Source organism: Solimonas variicoloris DSM 15731 (assembly GCF_000382285.1).
GTDB classification, from domain to species: domain Bacteria; phylum Pseudomonadota; class Gammaproteobacteria; order Nevskiales; family Nevskiaceae; genus Solimonas; species Solimonas variicoloris.
The window spans coordinates 42,804-58,558 of sequence record NZ_KB907930.1 but is presented as its reverse complement, the minus strand read 5'-3'; the positions used below and the strand labels follow the sequence as shown (position 1 = coordinate 58,558).

Annotated in this window: 12 protein-coding genes; 4 read left to right on the top strand and 8 right to left on the bottom strand. The window is 67.7% G+C overall.

The annotated features are described in order from the left end of the window. Entirely contained in the window at positions 1–1,365 is a 1,365-nt protein-coding gene (gene pmbA, locus H149_RS0109385; RefSeq protein WP_020649495.1) for a metalloprotease PmbA, read from the top strand. A 34-nt stretch (positions 1,366–1,399) separates the two neighbouring features. Here the strand turns inward: pmbA and H149_RS0109380 are convergent, their stop codons facing one another. From H149_RS0109380 to H149_RS0109355, 6 genes are all read right to left on the bottom strand, one after another. Next, positions 1,400–2,215, bottom strand: coding sequence for a UDP-2,3-diacylglucosamine diphosphatase (locus H149_RS0109380; RefSeq protein WP_020649494.1), 816 nt, complete (start codon positions 2,213–2,215; stop codon positions 1,400–1,402). A gap of 142 nt (positions 2,216–2,357) precedes the next feature. Further along, entirely contained in the window at positions 2,358–3,203 is an 846-nt protein-coding gene (locus tag H149_RS0109375) for a UDP-2,3-diacylglucosamine diphosphatase (protein ID WP_020649493.1), read from the bottom strand. Positions 3,204–3,335: 132 nt separating this feature from the next. Next, entirely contained in the window at positions 3,336–4,118 is a 783-nt protein-coding gene (locus H149_RS0109370; RefSeq protein ID WP_020649492.1) for a hypothetical protein, read from the bottom strand. Positions 4,119–4,156: 38 nt separating this feature from the next. Further along, on the bottom strand, positions 4,157–5,290 hold the full coding sequence (locus tag H149_RS20425; protein ID WP_051101832.1) for an OmpA family protein: 1,134 nt from the start codon (positions 5,288–5,290) through the stop codon (positions 4,157–4,159). A 384-nt stretch (positions 5,291–5,674) separates the two neighbouring features. Further along, positions 5,675–8,191 (bottom strand): DUF1302 domain-containing protein, encoded by a 2,517-nt coding sequence (locus tag H149_RS0109360; protein ID WP_020649490.1) that lies wholly within the window; start codon positions 8,189–8,191, stop codon positions 5,675–5,677. 162 nt (positions 8,192–8,353) lie between these two features. Continuing rightward, positions 8,354–9,241 (bottom strand): alpha/beta fold hydrolase, encoded by an 888-nt coding sequence (locus H149_RS0109355; RefSeq protein WP_020649489.1) that lies wholly within the window; start codon positions 9,239–9,241, stop codon positions 8,354–8,356. Positions 9,242–9,387: 146 nt separating this feature from the next. Here H149_RS0109355 and H149_RS0109350 point away from each other — a divergent pair, with 146 nt between their 5' ends. Continuing rightward, positions 9,388–10,008: a phosphoadenosine phosphosulfate reductase domain-containing protein gene (locus H149_RS0109350; RefSeq protein WP_020649488.1), complete on the top strand. Its 621-nt coding sequence runs from the start codon at positions 9,388–9,390 to the stop codon at positions 10,006–10,008. Between the two features lie 66 nt (positions 10,009–10,074). Here the strand turns inward: H149_RS0109350 and H149_RS0109345 are convergent, their stop codons facing one another. Then, positions 10,075–10,947 carry an alpha/beta fold hydrolase gene (locus H149_RS0109345; protein ID WP_245540491.1) on the bottom strand — a complete coding sequence of 291 codons (873 nt, stop codon included), beginning with the start codon at positions 10,945–10,947 and terminating at the stop codon, positions 10,075–10,077. 90 nt (positions 10,948–11,037) lie between these two features. Here H149_RS0109345 and H149_RS0109340 point away from each other — a divergent pair, with 90 nt between their 5' ends. Continuing rightward, positions 11,038–14,355: a transglutaminase family protein gene (locus H149_RS0109340; protein WP_020649486.1), complete on the top strand. Its 3,318-nt coding sequence runs from the start codon at positions 11,038–11,040 to the stop codon at positions 14,353–14,355. 33 nt (positions 14,356–14,388) lie between these two features. On the opposite strand, the gene H149_RS0109335 is transcribed toward H149_RS0109340, so the two are convergent. Then, positions 14,389–14,898: a nuclear transport factor 2 family protein gene (locus tag H149_RS0109335; RefSeq protein ID WP_020649485.1), complete on the bottom strand. Its 510-nt coding sequence runs from the start codon at positions 14,896–14,898 to the stop codon at positions 14,389–14,391. 533 nt (positions 14,899–15,431) lie between these two features. Here H149_RS0109335 and H149_RS23160 point away from each other — a divergent pair. Next, positions 15,432–15,737: a hypothetical protein gene (locus tag H149_RS23160; protein ID WP_154654719.1), complete on the top strand. Its 306-nt coding sequence runs from the start codon at positions 15,432–15,434 to the stop codon at positions 15,735–15,737. Positions 15,738–15,755: the final 18 nt, after the last annotated feature.

The following is a 15,755-nucleotide window of genomic DNA, read 5'->3' as shown; positions in this document are numbered from 1 at the left end:
ATGAGCATGAATCCGAGTCCGATGCCCGCCGCCGATGCCGGCCTGCCGTCCGCCGAGCTGCTCCAGGCGCGCCTCGACGTGGCCCTGTCCCATGCGCGCCGTGGCGGGGCGAGCGCGGCCGAAGCCAGTGTTTCGGCGAGCCGCGGCCTGACCGTCAACGTCCGCCAGAAGGAAGTCGAGAGTCTGGAGTTCCAGCAGGACCGCGAACTGGGCCTGACCGTCTACATCGGCCAGCGCAAGGGCCACGCGACCACCGGCGACTGGAGCGACGCCGGCATCGCGCAGGCGGTGGACGCGGCGCTGGCGATCGCCGCCGCGACCGGCGAGGACCCCTGCAACGGCCTGGCCGATCCGGCGCTGATGGCGCGCGAGTTCCCGGACCTCGATCTCGATCATCCCTGGGATCTGTCGGCCGAGGCGGCCGTCGATCTGGCGCGCGCCTGCGAGGCGGCGGCGTTCGCTGCCGATCCGCGCATCACCGGCAGCGAGGGCGCCAGCGTGTCGAGCCATCGCGGCATCTCCGCCTACGCGAACACGCACGGCTTCTTCGGTGCGCGCCGCGGCACGCAGCACAGTCTCAGCTGCGCGGTGGTCGCCAGCGCCGGCGAGGACATGCAGCGCGACTACTGGTACAGCAACGCCCGCGTGCCGGGCGAGCTGATGACGCCGGAGGCGATCGGCGACAAGGCCGGCCGCCGCGCAGCGGCGCGCCTCGGCGCGCGCAAGCTGGCGACGCGGCGCGCGCCGGTGCTGCTGCCGCCGGAGCTGGCGCGCGGCTTCTGGGGCCACTTCACCGGCGCGATTTCCGGCGGCGCCCTGTACCGCAAGGCCAGCTTTCTGGTCGACAAGCTCGGCGAAACCGTGTTCTCGCGTGCCGTCACGCTGCGCCAGCAGCCGCACCTGCGGCGCGGCGCGGCGAGCGCTGCCTACGACCACGAGGGCGTCGCCACGCACGAGCGCACGCTGGTTGAGCAGGGCCGGCTCGAGGGCTGGCTGCTGTCGAGCTACTCGGCGCGCAAGCTCGGCCTGCAGACCACAGGCAATGCCGGCGGCGTGTTCAACCTCGTCGTCGAACCGGGCGCCTTCGATCTGCCCGGGCTGATGCTGGAAATGGGCGAGGGTCTGCTCGTCACCGAACTGCTCGGTCACGGCGCCAATCTGGTCAATGGCGACTACTCGCGCGGCGCCGCCGGCTTCTGGATCGAGAACGGCGAGATCGCCTATCCGGTCGATGAGCTGACCATCGCCGGCAATCTCGCCGAGATGTTCCGCGGCGTCGTCGCCGTCGGTCGCGATGTCGATCCGCATGCCGGCATCCGCACCGGCTCGGTGCTGATCGACGGCATGACGATCGCCGGGCACTGAAGCGGCGCCGGATCGGCGCGCCGCGCCGCTGGCGTCAGCGCCGTCGCGCGGCGTCCGCGCCGCGCCGGGGCGTCGGCAGCGGCGTGACCTTGTCCGAGCCCGCTTCGCCCTCGTGCAGCTCGGCCCAGCGGACGATCTCGATGCGGCCGTTGAGATCCTCGGCCAGCGCCGTGCAGCTCTCGACCCAGTCGCCGCAGTTGTAGTACTGGATGCCGTGGATGCTGCGGATCTCGGCGTGATGGATATGGCCGCAGATCACGCCGTCGAGCTGCCGGCGCCGGCAGTCGCGGGCCACCGCGTCCTCGAAGGCCGATACGAAGTTGACCGCGCGCTTGACCTGGTGCTTGGCGTAGGCCGACAGCGACCAGTGCGGCTTGTCGAGCCTGGCGCGCACGCGATTGATCAGCACATTGGCGCGCAGCAGCGTCTGATAGGCCGTGTCGCCGGCGATGGCGATGCGCCGGAAGTAGCGGGTGATCATGTCGAAGGCGTCGCCGTGCAGGACCAGCAGGCGGCGGCCGTCGGCCGTGTGGTGGATCGCTTCGTTGGCGATCGAGATGTTGCCGAAGTGCATCGCGTGATCGACGTAGCGGCGCAGGAATTCGTCGTGGTTGCCGGTGATGTAGTAGACGGCGGTGCCGGCCTCCGCCTTGCTGAGGATCTCGCGCACGACGTTGGCGTGCGCCTGCGGCCAGTACCAGCTCTGATGCAGTTTCCAGCCGTCGATGATGTCGCCGACCAGATAGAGGCGCTCGCAGTCGTGGCGGCGCAGGAAGTCGGCGAGGAGCTCGGCCTGGCAGCCGGGCCGCCCGAGATGGACGTCGGAAACCCACAGCGTGCGATAGCGCATCGTGCCCCCGCTTCCGCCGCGGCCCGGCGCAGGCCGCGTCGCTTGTGGGGCAGCAAGTTTCTTGCCACGCACGTGGCCAAGCCGGATCGCGACCGCCGCCGGCCGTGATGCGCCGCACGGCTGGCGGCGCGCGGTGCGCCGATCAGGCGGTCGCGCGGCGCCGCAGCGGCGTGACCGTCGTGCTCTGGTTCAGGTGGTCGAGCTCGACCCAGCGGATCACGTGGATGCGACCGTTGAAGTCTTCGGCGAGCGCCGTGCAGCTCTCGACCCAGTCGCCGCAGTTGTAATAGGTGACCCCATTGATGTCGCGGGCGTCGGCGTGGTGGATGTGACCGCAGACGACGCCGTCGAGCTCGCGGCGGCGGCATTCGTGGGCCAGCGACTCCTCGAAGGTCGAGACGATGTTGACTGCCGTCTTGACGTGCTGCTTGGCGAACGCCGACAGCGACCAGTAGCGCATGCCGAGCAGCGAGCGGCCGCGGTTGAACCAGTAGTTGAAGCGCATCGTGCCTTCGTACAGCGCGTCGCCGGCCAGCGCGATCCACTTGTGGTAGCGGGTGATGACGTCGAAGAAATCGCCGTGCACGACCAGCAGCCGGCGGCCGTCGGCCGTCTCGTGCACGTGCTCGTTGACGAGGCGGATGTTGCCGATCTCGAGCTCGTAGCCGACGAATTTGCGCAGGAACTCGTCGTGGTTGCCGGTCACGTAGAAGACCTGGGTGCCGCGCTTGGCCTTGGTCAGGATCTTGCGCACCACGTTGGTGTGTTCCTGCGGCCAGAACCAGCCGGAGCGCAGCTTCCATCCATCGATGATGTCGCCGACCAGATACAGCTTCTCGCAGCTGTTGTGCTTGAGGAAATTGGCGAGATGCTCGGCCTTGCAGCCCGGCGTGCCGAGATGCACGTCGGAGACCCAGATCGTGCGGTAGCGATGCTTGCCGTCGTCGGCCGGCTTGCGGGACTTGGCTTTGCGCGGAGCGTCTTTCATGGCGCGTGCGACTGTCGCGCGGCGCGGTGATCCGCAGATGACGGCGGGATGAAGCTTTGGTGACGCGAGCGGGCGGCGGACAAAAAAAGGGCGCGGCGTCACCGCCGCGCCCCAGGGGAAAAGCGTTGCCTCTCAGGTGCTCGGCGCCGTCACGAACTTGCCGCCCGTGCACAGCTCGTGCACGTGCATGGCGTCGCCGACGTTGACGCTGAGCAGCCCCGGCGTCAGGCCGATCGTGACGCGATCGAAAGCCTTGTGCGACTTCAGGCCGATGAACGCCGGCTGGTCGGCGGTCAGGCCGAGCAGGTCGAGATCGGACTGCGAGTAGGTCGTCGTTTCCTGCTCGGTATCGCCGAGGTAGGTCGTCACCGAGATCTGGTTGAACAGGCTCAGATCGACGGTCGCGGTCGGGAACGAGACGCCGAACACCGCGAAGGTGCCGGCCGGCACCTGCGACGGGAACACCACCGATTCATCGACGGAGCTGAGCAGGCCGCCGAGCAGGCCGACCGTCAGGCTGAACGTCGAGTAGGTCGCCAGATGGCCGTCGACCGCGTAATCCGGCTCGGTGACGCTGTTCAGCAGCGTCGTCGCCGTGTTGCCGCCGAGCAGGTTCAGCAGCGTGCTGAGCAAGCCGCCGACCAGGCCGTTCGCGCCAACCTCCGTCGAGACATCGCCGTAGGCCTTGGCGCCCTGCTGGCAGATGAAGTTGCCGCTGATGGGGGTATCGGTCTGGCCGTCACCGTCGGTGTCTTCGCCGACATTGGTCGGCGTCGAGCCATCGTTGGGGCCGAAACCGCCGTTGTCGCCGCCGTCGTCGACGATGCCGCCGCTCTCGGTGCCATTGCCGTCGGCCGAGCAGGCGCCCAGGCCGAAGCTCGTCGCGACCATCGCGGCGAGCAGGGTCTTCTTCATAAGATCAAACGTGTTCATTGCGGGGGACTCCATCGTCCTTAGTTCAGGATGCGCAGCTCGACGCGGCGGTTGAGTTCACGGCCTTCGTCGGTCTTGTTGTCGGCGATCGGCTGCGATTCGCCATAACCCTTGGCCGTCAGCTGCGACTCCGGCACGCCGTGCTCGACGAAGTACTGCATGACGGACTGCGCGCGGCCTTCCGAGAGCTTCTGGTTGTACTCGTCCGAGCCGACGCTGTCGGTGTTACCGGCGATCTCGACGTTCATGTCCGGATACTTCTTCAGCACGCCGACCGCCCAGTCGAGGATGGTCTGCGCGTCCGGACGCAGGCGCGTCTTGTTGAACTCGAAGGTGACGCCCTTGAGATTGATGACCTTCTCGAACGGGCAGCCGTCGCCGTCGACGCGCGAGCCAGCCGGCGTATCCGGGCACTTGTCCTTCTCGTCGACCACGCCGTCGCCGTCGCTGTCAGTCAGACCGGTCGGCACTTCGACGATCTTGGTCGTCTCGGTCGCCGCGGCCATCTCGATCGCCTTCTCCTTGAACAGCGGGATTTCGATGCCGAGCGCGTAGCGGATGTCGCCGTAGCCGTCGGCGAAACCGTCGTACACGTAGCGGACTTCACCGCGCAGGCGCAGCTGGCCGACCTTCGTGAACGGGCCGGTCACGAAGCCGACGCCGCCGTTGGCGAACCAGTCGTAGCCGTCGTCCTCGGCGCCATTCGGATAGATGTCGTTGTAGGTCGCGCCGCCGCCGATCAGGATGAACGGCGTGAAGTGCGAGCGGTCACCGAAGGCGTAGAACAGATCCGCGCCGAGGCCGTAGTGATAGAAATCGGTGCGGAGGTCATCGCCGGTCTCGAAGGTCTGCGCCCAGCCATGCAGTTCGTAACCCCAGCGCTTCTGGCTCTGCCAGCCGTAGAGCAGGTCGACGCCGACGCCGCGGTTGATGTCGGCCAGCCCGAAGCTGCGCTCGCTGTCCGGGTCGGTGTAAAGGCCCTGGATGCCGATGTAGCTCGGCGCAACCAGCTCGGTCGTTTCGACCGTCGTCGTGCTGGTATCGGTGCTTTCGACGCCGGTTTCCGCGAGCGGATCCGTGGCGGCGTCCTGTGCGTAAGCCGACGCGGCCGCCAGAACCGCCGCCGCACCCAACAAGCCATATGCAGTCTTCATGAGAACTCCACTGTTCCTTGGGGGATTCCCCCGTTTGCCGGCGGACATCACTGTCCCCGGGCGAACCCGATGCCGGCGTGTGACTTCGTTTGTTGCAACTCCCTGAGCCGAGGGCGTCCCGAATGTTCAGCTGCAAAGAATTCGATGCGCTTCACCGCGGGGCGCTAAAGAAATTCGCACCAATGAGGAGCAAATTTCCCTGGCTTTCGGCCCATTTATGGCCGCTATGTAAATTTTAGATGAAAAGAAGAGCGGCTCAGGTAGGAAAATGCTGACATTGAATGCTGGGAATGCGCTGATAAACATGTTGCAGTGCGATACGCCTCACAAAAGAAAAACCCGCCGCGCGTATCGCGCGCGGCGGGTTGCTCTCGAATCGCTGGTCTAGAACTGGACGCGGAAGAAGGCCTGCGCGAAATCGCGGTCGCGCAGCAGGTTGTTGTCGCCGCCGCCGAAGAACCAGGTGTAGCCGAGCGTCAGCGACAGGAAGTCCTTGTAGCGGGTTTCGACGTTGGCGATCATCGATTTGCGGCCTTCGACGAAGTTCTCCGCCGGGCCGGGCGAGGTGCCCTTGACGTCCTGCGACCAGACCAGGAACGGCTGCAGACTGATGCCCGGCAGCACGCTCTCGTACTTGATGATGTTGATCAGGCGATAACCCCACGAGAACTTGTCGACGAAGGCGTCGAGATCGGCCTGATGCGGATTGAAGCGCAGGCCGTCGCCGCCCATCGCGCAGTACTGGTTGGTCGAGCAGGCCTGGCGCGAGCCGTCGGCGCCGCTGCCATCGGCGCCGGCCGAGGCATGCAGGTAGACACCCGGCGCGTCGATCTGCAGACGGTCGAGGCTCGGCAGGCCCGGAATCCAGGTCGCGCCGAACTCGCCGACCATCTGGATCTGATCGGCGCCGATGAAGTTGTCGGTGGCGCCCAGCACGCGCGTGAAGCCGAGGTTGAACTGGTAGACCTCGAACTCCTCATAACCGCGGATGTAGCCCGGGTTCTTGCGGTTCAGCGGCTTGCTGTAATCGGTCCCCGGATTCTCGCCGACCATGCCGCCGCGATACGGGATGATGAAGCTCGGGTACGAGCGCGCCGAGCCCGGCAGGTGGCCGACCAGCAGATTGATCGTGTCCGGGTGGGACGGATCGATGTCGCTGCTGCCGTAGAAGGTGCGCGTGCCGTCCTCCGCCCAGCCGTAGCCGGCGGTCGTGCCGCGGCAGTTGCCCGTGTTGCCGCAGCTGTTGAGCGTCGGCGCGAGCGCTGCGAAGCCGAGGTCGGTGATCGACACCTGCAGCGGCAGATTCGGACGGTAGGCGACTTCGCCCTGGATCGAGTAGTCGCCGAGCGAGGTGTTGAAGCTCAGGCCGAACAGGTGGATGTTCTCCGGGTACTCGAAGACGATGCGCGGCTCGTCGAGCGCGGCGCTGTCGGACAGCGGCGCATTGGGGTCGCCGCCGAGCAGCAGGCCCTTGAGCGTTTCGAGGCCGGCGATCGGATTGCTGAACACGCCGAGATCGCCGAGCACGCCGGGCCGGTTGGCGATCAGCGTCAGCGAATCGACCGTCAGCTGCTGGCGGGCATTGGCGTCGGAGACCGCCGGGATGTTGCCGCAGGACTGGAAGAAGGTGACGGTGTTCTGGACGCGCGGCAGATGGCTGCAGGTGGTCGGCGCCGAGAAGAAGCTGATGTACGGCAGCTTCGAGTGGTAGTTCATGAAGTACGCGCCGAACTCGGTGCCGCTGCCGAGATTCTCCGCGTAGTACTTGAACGCCGCGCCCCACTGGCCCTGATTGCTGGCGTCCATGTCGCGCTCGCGCAGCAGCGTGCCGGTGGTCGGCGTGATCAGCGTCAGCGGATTGTCGAGATAGCCCTTGCGGCTGTTCGCGGTGTCGCCGTCGAACGCGCGGTACGGATCGTCGGCCGTGGCGCCGAAGCTGAAATTCACCGAGCGGCCGGCGTTCTTGGTGCCGAGGTCGTTGGTCGCGAAATAACTGCCCGGCGGCGGCGCGTCGAGCGGCTGCCATTCGAACTGGTAGAAGGCTTCGATCGTCGCGTTGCTGAACGGCTCGATGCTCGCGAAGGCCATGCCGACCGGCGTGAACACTTCCTCGACCTGCGTGCCGACGCGGTAGAGGTTGTTGGCGTTGACCGGATTGGCCTGGTTGATGCTGTTGATCGCCAGCAGCGTCGACTCGCCCCAGTTCACCGTCTGGCGGCCGATCTTGAAGCTCAGCTCGTGGTCTTCCCAGCCCGGGATCGGCACGCGGCCGTAGACGTTGATGTCGAGCAGCTGGAAGTCGGTGCCGATCTGGCGCAGCGTCTCGCCGTCGTTGCGCTTGATGCGCTCGCGGGCGCCGGGGCCGTAGACGTGCGTGAAGTAGCGGTTGGCAACCGGATCGCCGGTGCGGCCGACGCGGTCGACGTTCTCCGGCGTGATGATGTTCGGATGCGTTTCGGTGAAATCGTTGTTGACGAAGTCGTAGAAGTACAGCCACTTCGCGAAGAAGCCGTAGTCCTGCCAGTTCAGCGTGAGATCCTGGGTGACCTTGGCGACGGCCTGCGTGAGGTCGTGCTTGTCGTAGTTCAGGTTGCCGTCGTCGGCGCGCATCGAGTACTGGCCGCGCATGCGTGCCAGCTGTTCCGACGGGTAGGTCTGTTCGGCGAACAGGCCCTGGCAGGTCTGGAACTGGCGGCCGCAACCGTTGGGGTCGAGGCTGGCCTTGCCGACGAGATCCTTCGATTGCTGCTCCATGCGCATCGCGGCGCCGAAACTGGCGGTGGTGTTCAAGGTGCCGGTGACGTCACCGTCGAACAGATCGAAGCCGAGTGCGAACGCCGGCGCGCTGGCGCAGGCCAGGAACAGGCCCGAGCAGCGAACGGTCGCTTTCCATGCGTCCATCAAGTTTTCTCCCCAATTTGTCCCAGGATTCTGCGTGCCGCGGGCGAGGGACTGCACCACGGTAATGGCCGCGAACGTAGCATGGACGCGGAGCAAAAAAAATGGCCGTACGCGTGCCTGCGCGTGGCACCGCGGCAGCTCGCGATGCCGTCTGCGGCGTCGCTACAGCCCGTGCAGGCGAAGGAAGCGCAGGACCGTGTCGGCGGTGCTGCGCGGATCCTCCTGCATGAAGCAGTGTCCGCCGGGCTGCGTGCGCACCTCGATCGACGGCAGGCGGCGGCGGGCGAGGCGGGCGGCATTGGCGACGAAGGGATAGGTCTGCTCGCCGTGCAGGAACAGCACCGGGCAGCGCAGCTCGCGCAGGCCCGCCCACGGAAATACCGGATGGTCGAAGATCTCGGCCTCCAGCCATTTCGGGCACGACAGCACGCGTTCGCCGCCGTCGTCGTGCGTCGCGTAGTCGATGAAGCAGTCGAACGCGGCGTCGAGCCAGTCGTGATAGATGCCGCGGTCATGCAGGCGGTCCCAGGCGGCCTGGCGCGATGGCCAGCGGTCACGCCGGCGGCGCGCGCCGTGCGACAGCGGATTGCGCCGCGTCAGCGCGAGCAGGCGCGTGAGCGCATAGATCGGGCCGGGCATCAGGATCGGGTCGAGCAGCACCAGCGCGCGGAACAGGTTCGGTTGTGCGATCGCGGCCCGCACCGTCAGCGCCGCGCCGTAGCTGTGGCCGATGCCGATCAGCGCTCCGGCGGAGAGCTGCTGTTCGGCGATCACCTGCGGGATGCGCGCGGCCAGCGCTGCCGGGCCGGCGAAGCGCTGCGGCGCGTCGCTGTCGCCGTGGCCTTCGAAGTCATGGCAGAACAGCCCGTAGCGGGCGGCGAGCGGGCGCAGCATCGGCCAGTAGACGCCGCCGCAGAAGCCGTTGCCGTGCACGAAGTGCAGGGTCGTCGGCGGGCCGTCGTGGCGCCGGCCACGCAGGACCGGCCCGGTGCCGGCCGACGATTGCCAGGCAGTCAGTTCGTGGAAATGCTCGGGAACGGGAGGGCTCATGGCGGACGATCGGCAGGGGGCGCGCAGCCTAGCAAATCGCCGCCGCCTTATGCCGCCCGGCGCTATGCTTGGAACGAAACTGGCGGGTATCGGGAAAAGCCCGGCGCATCCCCATATTGTGGAGATCGCTTTTCTGGAGACTGACGATGTCGTCCGACCTGTTCGCCTTGAATCCGCAAGGTCCCTCCGAGGCGCTGGCGCTGATCGAGGAGAGTCTGCGCAGCGGCGAGCCGGCGATCGTCACCAGCAACTTCCGGCCGTTCGCCGCCGTCATGCTGCATCTGGTGACGCGGGTCGCGCCGACGATCCCGGTCGTCTGGATGGACAGCGGCTACAACACCGCCGAAACCTATCGGCACGCCGAGGCGCTGCGCGCGCAGCTGGACCTGAACCTGCGTGTCTACACGCCGCGCCGGACGCGGGCGCGGCGCGAGGCGCTCGACGGTCCGCCGCCGGGCGCCGACGACCCGCGCTTCGACGACTTCGTGCGCGAGGTCAAGCTGGAACCATTCGAGCGGGCGCTCGCCGAGTTGCGGCCGAAGGTCTGGTTCAACGGCGTGCGCGCCTCGGATACCGCGCAGCGCGCGACCATGGCGCAGGTCGAGCGCAATGCCGACGGCATTCTCAAGGTGGCGCCGCTGCTGCACTGGACCTCGCGCGATCTGCATCATTACCTGCAGCAGCACGGCCTGCCGAACAACTGGGACTACGTTGACCCGACCAAGCCCGACCCGGCGCAGGAGTGCGGGCTGCACGTCGCCCATTAGGGCCGGTTGACGCCGGCGGCGTGGCCAGCAGCCGGCTCGGCGCGCCGGCGACGCCCGCGGCGGCGCTCAGCGGCGCAGGAAGTCCGCCATCCGCTCGCCGGTGCGCTGCGGTGCGTCGAAGTGCAGCATGTGGCCGGCGCCTTCGACGATCGATTCTTCGCGTTGCGCGAAGCAGGCGCGGCGCGCGGCGCGTTCTTCGGCGCTGATCAGGGCGTGCAGGTTCGAGGCGCTGCCGTCGATGAACAGCGTCGGGGCGCGGATCTGGCGCCAGATCGCCATCGATTCGGCGGCGCGGTACAGCGTCGGCATGTTGAGGCGATGCCGCGGGTCGGCGAGCAGGCGCACGCGGCCGCGACCGTCGTCGGCGGCCCAGCCGCGGGCGACGAACAGGGCCTGCGCCACGCTGAGCTGCGGATGCTGGAGGCGGATGCGCTCGGCGAGCGCCTCGAAGGAGGCGTAGGTCTTGGCGCGCATCGGCAGACGCAGTTGCCGCAGCCAGCGGCGATAGCGGTCGGCGGCCAGCGTCGGCGGCATGTCCGGCGTGAACAGTCCGTCGAGCAGGATCAGCCGCGAGACGCGCTCCGGGCGCAGGCCGGCGTAAAGGCTGGCGACCTGTGCGCCCATGCTGTGTCCGGCCAGCCAGAGCGGCGCCGATTCGCCGGCATAGTGCTCGACCAGTGCGTCGAGGTCGGCGACGTAATCGGCGAACCAGTAGCCGTCGACCGGCCACTGCGTGTAGCCGAGGCCGCGCCAGTCGGGCATCAGGACCTGGCAGACGTCGAGCAGCGGCGGCACCAGCGGCGCGAACGTGGCCGATGCATCGAGAAAGCCATGGCCGAGGATCAGCAGCGGCTGGCGTGGGTCGCCCCAGCGGCGGACGTGGTAGCGCAGGCCGCGGATGCGGACGAACTCGGAGCGGCTGGCAGGCACGGCGGTCATGATCATCGGTGAGACGACAGTATAGGAGGCGTGCGGTGCCGGACCATGGCATCGCTTTTGCCAGCAGATTCGCGAAAACCGAAGAGAGCCATGTCGATCCACGCCGCGCTGCACCACAAGACGATCTACCGCTACGACCGGCGGGTGTCGCTGTCGCCGCAGCTGATCCGTCTGCGCCCGGCGCCGCACACGCGCACCGAGGTGCTGAGCTACTCGCTGAAGGTGCAGCCCGATCCGCACTTCCTGAACTGGCAGCAGGATCCGTTCGGTAATTGGCAGGCGCGCGTCGTCTTTCCGGAGCAAGTGACCGAGTTCGAGGTGACGGTCGATCTGGTCGCCAATCTCGCCGTCATCAATCCGTTCGATTTCTTCGTCGAGAAATACGCCGAGACGTACCCGTTCGAGTACGAGCCCGGGCTCAAGGCGGAGCTCAAGCCCTATCTGACGCCGGACCCGGCCGGACCGCTGCTGGCGCAGTACATGGCTGCGGTGCCGCGCGAGGCGAAGTCGATCGTCGATTTCATCGTCGAGCTCAACCGCAATCTGCAGCTGCACATCGGCTATCTGATCCGCATGGAACCCGGCGTGCAGACGCCGGAGGAAACGCTGGAGAAGCAGTCCGGCTCGTGCCGCGACTCGTCGTGGCTGCTGGTGCAGATCCTGCGTCAGCTCGGCCTGGCGGCGCGTTTCGTGTCCGGCTACCTCATCCAGCTCAAGCCCGACGTCAAGCCGCTCGAAGGCCCGGCCGGCGCCGCGGAAGACTTCACCGATCTGCACGCCTGGGCCGAGGTCTACATTCCGGGCGCCGGCTGGCTGGGCCTCGATCCGACCTCCGGCCTGTTCGCCGGCGAAGGGCACATTCCGCTGTCGGCGACGCCGGAGCCGTCGTCGGCCGCCCCGATCACCGGCCTCGTCGACGAGTGCGAGGTCGAGTTCGGCCACGAGATGGGCGTGACCCGCATCTTCGAGACGCCGCGCGTCACCAAGCCGTACAGCGACGCGCAGTGGCAGGCGATCGATGCGCTCGGCGATCGCGTCGACCATCAGCTGCGTGTCGACGACGTGCGCCTGACGATGGGCGGCGAGCCGACCTTCGTCGCCGCCGACGACCCGCAGGGCGAGGAGTGGAACACCTCGGCGGTCGGTCCGACCAAGTCGAACCGCGCGCTCGATCTGGCGCTGCGCCTGCGCGATCACTACGCGCCGCAGGGCCTGCTGACCTATGGCCAGGGCAAGTGGTATCCGGGCGAATCGCTGCCGCGCTGGGTCTACACGCTGTACTGGCGACGCGACGGACAGCCGCTGTGGCGCGCGCCGGTCGTCAAACCCGACGCAGCGCGTGCGCCGACGCTGCTGCAGGCCAATCAGTTCACGCTGAGCCTCGCCGAGCGTCTCGAAGTCGATCCGCGCAATGTGGTCGAGGCCTATGAGGACGCGCTGCATTACCTGGTCCGGGAGCGCAAGCTGCCGATCAATCTCGATCCGACCGACAACCGCCTGAAGGACCCTGAGGAGCGGGCGCGCCTGACGCAGGTGTTCGAGCGTGGCCTCGGCGCGCCGCGCGGCTATGCGCTGCCGATCCAGCGCTGGCAGGCGGCCGCGCGCTGGATGAGCGAGCGCTGGCTGTTGCGCACCGGCAAGCTGTTCCTGCTTCCGGGCGATTCGCCGATCGGCCTGCGCCTGCCGCTCGAATCGCTGCCGGCCACGTCGAGCGGCGGTGTGCCGGTGACGTATCCGGCCGATCCGTACTCGGTGCCGGAGACGCTGCCGGAGACCGATCCGCGCCGCCAGCCCTTCCTGCAGCTGCAGGGTCGCGAGGAGCCGCGCGCGCTGGCCGGCGGCCAGCGCTGGCGGCCGGAACAGCCGCCGCAGCGGGCGAGCGGCCTGTTTCTCAACGGCAGCAACGTGCGCACCGCGCTCGCGGTCGAGCCGCGCGAAGGCTGGATCAACGTCTTCCTGCCGCCGGTTGCGCGCACCGAGGATTTTCTTGATCTGGTCGCGGCGATCGAGGACGTCGCCGCCGAGACGCGGCTGCCGGTGCGCATCGAAGGTTACGCGCCGCCGCACGATCCGCGTCTGGAGATCCTCAAGATCACGCCCGATCCCGGCGTCATCGAGGTCAACGTGCAGCCGGCCCGCTCGTGGCCGGAATTGCGCGACAACACCGTGACGCTATACGAAGCCGCGTTCCAGGCGCGGTTGTCGACCGAGAAGTTCCTGATCGACGGCCGTGCCGTCGGCACCGGCGGCGGCAATCACGTCGTCGTCGGCGGCGCGCGCACCGAAGACTCGCCGTTCCTGCGCCGGCCGGACGTGCTCGGCAGCATGATCCGCTACTGGCAGAACCATCCGTCGCTGTCGTACCTGTTCTCCGGCCTGTTCATCGGCCCGACTTCGCAGCACCCGCGCGTCGACGAGGCGCGCGATACGCAGCTCTACGAACTGGAGATCGCGCTGGCGCAGCTGCCGGCCAAGGGCTGGCAGGTGCCGCACTGGATCGTCGACCGCACGCTGCGCAACCTGCTGGTCGATCTGACCGGCAACACGCACCGCGCCGAGCTCTGCATCGACAAGCTGTACTCGCCGGACAGCCCGACCGGCCGCCTCGGTCTGGTCGAGCTGCGCGGCTTCGAGATGCCGCCGCACGCGCGCATGAGTCTCGTGCAGCAGCTATTGGTGCGCGCGCTGATCGCCTGGTTCTGGCGCGAGCCGTACACCAAGCCGCTGATCCGCTGGGGCACGGCGCTGCACGACCGCTGGATGCTGCCGTACGACAACTGGCGCGATCTCGGCGAGGTCGTTGCCGATCTCCGTGGCGCCGGCTTCGCGTTCGAGCACGACTGGTTCGCGCCGCACTTCGAGTTCCGCTTTCCGCGCCACGGTGTGTTTCGCTACGAGGACGTCGAGGTCGAGCTGCGCCACGCGCTCGAGCCCTGGCCGGTGCTCGGCGAGGAGCCGGGCGGCGGCGGCACGACGCGCTTCGTCGATTCCTCGGTCGAGCGCCTGCAGATCCGCGCGAAGAATCTTGTTCCGGGCCGCTACGTTGTCGCCTGCAACGGTCGTCCGCTGCCGATGCGCGAGACCGGCGTGCGCGGCGAGACCGTCGCCGGGCTGCGCTACCGCGCCTGGCGGCCGTATGCCTGTCTGCATCCGACGATCGGCGTGCACACGCCGCTGGTGTTCGATCTGTACGACCGCTGGAGCGGTCGCGCGCTGGCCGGCTGCACCTACCATGTCGCGCACCCGGCCGGTCGCAACTACGACACCTTCCCGGTCAACGCGTTCGAGGCCGAGGCGCGCCGCATCGCGCGTTTCGAGGCGATCGGCCATACGCCGGGCCGCTATGCGCTCGGCGTCGAAAGTCCCAATCCGGACTTTCCGTGCACGCTCGACCTGCGCCGGCCGTAAGGCCGCGCGCGGGCGCGGCGTCGGGCACCGCGTTCAGCGCACCGGAATCGAGACGGTGAAGGCGCCCTCCGGCAGCGGGAAGCTGAGCGTCGACATCGGCGTGACGTGCGATTTGGCGATCTTCCAGCGCCCGTCCTCGATCACGTAGGTGTCGCGGTACTCCATCGACAGCTGGGTGACGGTCTTGTCCTGGTTGTTCACCTGCATGAACCACAGCGTCCACTCGCCGGTGGCACTGCGCTCGTCGAGCAGCTCGACCGTCGGATGCTTGCCGTGGTGGATGTCGTGCACCAGCCACGTCCCCTGCGCGGTCCGGGCGGTCGCGATCTGGGCGAAGACCTGCACCAGCGGCTCGCGGTCGCTGAACTTGCCGATGACGCCGTAGTCGATGTCGGCGCCCTCGCGCACGAAGCATTCACGGAAGGCATCCGGATCCTTGCGGTCGCAGGCGCGCCAGTAGCGATACTTCAGCTGTTCGATCTCGCGGATCGCCTCAAGGCGCTGGATGCGGCGCAGGAGGTCGGCGGTGTCAGTGGCGGTCATGCAGTCTCCTCATGTTCTGGCGCCGGGTTCCGTTCCGGACGTGGCTTGCGAGGACCTTAGCGGGCGGGGCGGAGGGCGGCGCAGTCCGAACGGATGACGGGTACTCGCGAGCGCTTTGTTTAGTTTTTCTAAGCATCGAGGCAAGAAAAAATCAATTGTTGCGACGCAGCAAGCGCGCTTTAATACTCCCACGCCAGCCGGACGGCACTTCGAAACGAAGCCTCCCGCTGCCAACGGTCTCCTCCAGATCCCACAAGGGGTCTCTTTAAAGCCACCTGGATCAGGTGGCTTTTTTTTATTCTCCGTCCGGGTTTCTCCGGATATTCCTGCGAATAATCAATGCGCTACCGAGCCCGGAGACGCCGGCGTTCGCGGCCGTCGACGCGGCTCCGGAGGCAGGACGCAGCACTTCGGGAGTGAACGAAGGATGGCCGCAGCGGCCACGCGGCACTCCTGGCACCGGCACCAGATGATTTTCACCGCGTCTGCTCGGCGCAGACGGCCAGACGAGGTTCAACCCAGCTAAACCTTGCTTGCGCGGCGAAGAGTCGGTCGAGCGCGGCGGCGAGTACGGGCCGGACGGCAAGACGATGCCGCCCGTCGCGCGCCGCGAAGGCCGGCTCGACGATCGCGGCGGCGCTCGCCGTTCGAGCGCGCTCGCCGATTCTCCCGCCGAACTGCATGGGTGCTGCACCTGCCGAACCCGTACGGCGCGCGGCATTGCGCGGCAGCGTCGGGCCTGCGGCGGGCTCGGCTGGTCCACGGACCCGCCGTGCGCGGTCAGGTCCAGTCTTGAGGTGCCGCAACGCGGCCGCGCGCTGCGCGGGCCGCTGCGCTAAGGTCGCGGTCCCCGACGT

What these genes read in the sequence shown, in the direction of transcription:
- H149_RS20425 (WP_051101832.1), bottom strand. Translation starts at nt 5,290, where the DNA reads ATGAAGACTGCATATGGCTTGTTGGGTGCGGCGGCGGTTCTGGCGGCC.
- H149_RS0109375 (WP_020649493.1), bottom strand. Translation starts at nt 3,203, where the DNA reads ATGAAAGACGCTCCGCGCAAAGCCAAGTCCCGCAAGCCGGCCGACGAC.
- H149_RS0109355 (WP_020649489.1), bottom strand. Translation starts at nt 9,241, where the DNA reads ATGAGCCCTCCCGTTCCCGAGCATTTCCACGAACTGACTGCCTGGCAA.
- H149_RS0109340 (WP_020649486.1), top strand. Translation starts at nt 11,038, where the DNA reads ATGTCGATCCACGCCGCGCTGCACCACAAGACGATCTACCGCTACGAC.
- H149_RS0109370 (WP_020649492.1), bottom strand. Translation starts at nt 4,118, where the DNA reads ATGAAGAAGACCCTGCTCGCCGCGATGGTCGCGACGAGCTTCGGCCTG.
- H149_RS0109350 (WP_020649488.1), top strand. Translation starts at nt 9,388, where the DNA reads ATGTCGTCCGACCTGTTCGCCTTGAATCCGCAAGGTCCCTCCGAGGCG.
- H149_RS0109360 (WP_020649490.1), bottom strand. Translation starts at nt 8,191, where the DNA reads ATGGACGCATGGAAAGCGACCGTTCGCTGCTCGGGCCTGTTCCTGGCC.
- H149_RS0109345 (WP_245540491.1), bottom strand. Translation starts at nt 10,947, where the DNA reads ATGACCGCCGTGCCTGCCAGCCGCTCCGAGTTCGTCCGCATCCGCGGC.
- H149_RS0109380 (WP_020649494.1), bottom strand. Translation starts at nt 2,215, where the DNA reads ATGCGCTATCGCACGCTGTGGGTTTCCGACGTCCATCTCGGGCGGCCC.
- H149_RS0109335 (WP_020649485.1), bottom strand. Translation starts at nt 14,898, where the DNA reads ATGACCGCCACTGACACCGCCGACCTCCTGCGCCGCATCCAGCGCCTT.
- pmbA (WP_020649495.1), top strand. Translation starts at nt 1, where the DNA reads ATGAGCATGAATCCGAGTCCGATGCCCGCCGCCGATGCCGGCCTGCCG.